The sequence below is a fragment of the Pseudomonas sp. Ma2-10 genome, assembly GCF_054330215.1.
Map to the genome: position 1 here is coordinate 1 of NZ_JBTEYL010000053.1, position 3030 is coordinate 3030.

The 3030-nt window shown below is 53.5% G+C and carries 2 protein-coding genes and 2 pseudogenes; 3 read left to right on the plus strand and 1 reads right to left on the minus strand.

Annotated features, from left to right (window positions below; genetic code table 11):
* The 3 genes and pseudogenes from istB to ACXPVS_RS27140 form a co-directional block, all read left to right on the plus strand.
* Positions 1-322 (plus strand): annotated as a pseudogene (istB, locus tag ACXPVS_RS27130) (IS21-like element ISPre4 family helper ATPase IstB); the annotation flags it as partial.
* Positions 323-426: 104 nt separating this feature from the next.
* Complete coding sequence (gene tnpC / locus ACXPVS_RS27135) at positions 427-1971, plus strand: IS66 family transposase (protein ID WP_458512630.1); 1545 nt, start codon at positions 427-429, stop codon at positions 1969-1971.
* A gap of 47 nt (positions 1972-2018) precedes the next feature.
* Positions 2019-2348 (plus strand): annotated as a pseudogene (locus tag ACXPVS_RS27140) (integrase core domain-containing protein); the annotation flags it as partial.
* A 23-nt stretch (positions 2349-2371) separates the two neighbouring features.
* Here the strand turns inward: ACXPVS_RS27140 and ACXPVS_RS27145 are convergent.
* The gene (locus ACXPVS_RS27145) at positions 2372-2806 is read right to left on the minus strand and encodes an SMI1/KNR4 family protein (protein WP_458512631.1); all 435 of its coding nucleotides are present in this window, start codon (positions 2804-2806) and stop codon (positions 2372-2374) included.
* Positions 2807-3030: the final 224 nt, after the last annotated feature.

Consider the following 3030-nt stretch of genomic DNA (forward strand, 5'->3'; position numbering starts at 1 on the left):
CCACGGAGACGGCCGCTTCGCGAAACTGATGGCGGGTTATGCCAAGACCGACTTGCTGATCCTGGACGACTGGGGCCTGGCGCCGTTTACCGCTGCGCAGCGGCGCGACATGCTTGAACTGCTGGACGACCGCTACGGCAACCGCTCGACGCTGGTCACCAGCCAGATGCCGGTGGACAAATGGCATGCGCTGATCGGCGACCCGACCTTGGGCGATGCGATCCTCGACCGGCTGGTGCACAACGCTTATCGGATCGAACTGAAGGGCGAATCGATGCGCAGACGCGCAACGAAATTGACGACGACAGGGACTTCAGACTAACAATGCAAACCTGCGTCGCTGCGCTCCGACNTTTGATCTATGGCGCAACCGCCCTCATCAAGTTCTCACTCCAAGATTCGTCGCCTGACGGGTATAATCCGGGCATGAATTTAATGCCAAAAGACCTTCCTGATGACCCTGCCTTGCTCAAGCAAATGTTGCTTGAGGCATTCAGTCGTCAGCAGGTAACGGCCGAGGCTTATCAGACTCATATCGTCGACCTGAAAGAACAGATCAAACTTTTGCGCGACCGTTTATTCGGTCGCAAGTCCGAACAAACCGTTGAACCTAATACCCCGCAACTGGCGCTGTTCAACGAGCCTGAAAGCGAGCCGATGACACTGGTCGGCGACGCCGAGGAAGAGGTTGTCGCTCCGACTCCACGTCGTGGCAAACGCAAGCCACTATCTGCTGATCTGCCGCGTATCGAAGTCATCCACGAACTGCCTGAACATGAACTGACCTGTGCCTGCGGTTGCCGCAAACATGTGATCCGCGAAGAAACCAGCGAGCAGCTGGATATCGTGCCGATGCAAATCCGCGTCATCAAACATGTCCGCAAGGTCTATGGCTGCCGTGGTTGTGAAACGGCTCCGGTCACTGCGGACAAACCGGCTCAGTTGATCGAAAAGAGCATGGCCAGCCCAAGCGTGCTGGCCATGTTGTTAACGACCAAATATGTAGATGGCTTGCCGCTGCACCGTTTCGAAACGGTCTTGAGCCGACATGGCATTGATATCCCACGGCAAACACTGGCTCGCTGGGTGATCCAGTGCGGCGAACATCTGCAACCGCTGTTGAATCTGATGCGTGACCGATTACTGGAAAGTCCGGTCATCCACTGCGATGAAACCCGCGTCCAAGTGCTTAAAGAACCAGATCGCGACCCGACCAGCCAATCCTGGATGTGGGTACAGGCCAGTGGCCCCCCGGATCGCAAAGTCGTGTTGTTCGACTACACGTCCAGCCGTGCGCAGGAGGTGCCGTTGCGCCTGCTGGAAAGTTATCGCGGCTATGTGATGACCGACGATTACGCCGGTTATAACGCGTTGGCGTTGCAACCGGGCGTGGAGCGTCTGGCGTGCATGGCTCATGCGCGACGCAAGTTCGTGGACGCGCAAAAAGTGCAGCCTAAGGGCAAGACCGGGCGTGCCGATATCGCGCTGACGATGATCAATAAGCTGTACGGAATCGAGCGTGAACTCAAGGACGTCAGCAATGAACAGCGTTTTACTGGTCGTCAGGAAAAGAGTGTACCGATCTTGGCTCAGCTGAAAGCCTGGATGGAAAAAACACAGCCGCAGGTCACTTCGCAAAGTGCTTTAGGCAAGGCTGTTAATTACCTGGCCAACAACTGGAGCCGACTGGAGCGCTATGTGGAGGCTGGCTTTTTACCGATAGACAACAACGCCGCCGAAAGAGCGATAAAGCCGTTTGTGATCGGGCGCAAGGCATGGCTGTTCAGCGATACGCCCAAGGGCGCTACCGCCAGTGCGCAGATCTATAGCTTGGTGGAGACCGCCAAGCTCAACGGCCAGGAGCCCTATACGTGGCTGCGCCACGTACTTGAGCGGTTGCCGCATGCGTCGTCGGTTGAAGACTATGAAGCGTTGTTGCCGTGGAACTGCTCACCGCAAATGCCACGGTAAACCAAGGCCTCACCTTGCGGTAGGTGAGGTTTATGGATCAGTTACGCTTGATCGCCCACTCGGATCGCGGCAGCCAGTACGCGAGTGCGAGCTACAGAGCGCTACTGGCAAGAAGTGACATGCAGCAAAGCATGAGCCGTAAAGGTAACTGCTGGGATAACGCGGTGATGGAGCGCTTCTTTCTGAGCTTGAAAATGGAGCGGGTATGGCGACGTGATTACGCCAACCATGCCGAGGCGATACGCGACATCACTGAGTACATCGTTGGGTTTTACAACAACGAACGGCTGCACTCGAAACTGGGATATCTGCCACCGACCGTTTACGAACGGGCGATGGCGTCAAAATCACCTATCGAGGTGTCCGGAATTAGTTGACCACTACACCTGTCCCATTTTCTTTATTTTGCTGACGAAAGATACCACCTGATAAAATCAAAAAAACCACTCCATTTTGGAGGGATTAGGCCGGATACGAAGTCTTCTTGTTGAGCTAAGTCGAAGTCCCAAACGCCACCACTATTCTTGTCGAGCAAATAACCTCCCTCACCTTGCAAGGAGGTGAAGCCTATGTAGTTTTCTGGTAGCTCCCACATGTCGTGAATGAACTCGGTCCCCATAAGAATCTGCTCTGTGGGTTCGGATACGTCACAAATGTATTCGTCAGATACAGAGCTTTGAAAATTAGCAGGTAAGTAATTTATATAAATACTACCGAACTCGCTGTTTGGGGAAACCCCAAGTGTTTCAAGAGCGCTTATAGCCAAGTCTTTGTCGGTTCTATGTATGTTGCCTGGCTGCTTTTCTATCAGGCTAACTAAGTCTTTGGGTATCATTTTTTACCTCGGCTGCACGACCCCTCCAATATTGAGGAACCTCTTTGTCAAATAGCTCTCTGTCTACAGGTGCGTCAGAGTTTTTATTTCTTCCATATGGGCGAATTGCTTTACCTCCTTTATCCTTGGCGGTTGCAGAAGCTGAGTGCAACACGGCTATTGAGTTAAAGCAGGAGCAGCATGATGCATCCCCATCACTTCTGTAATCACCTCAATCGGACATT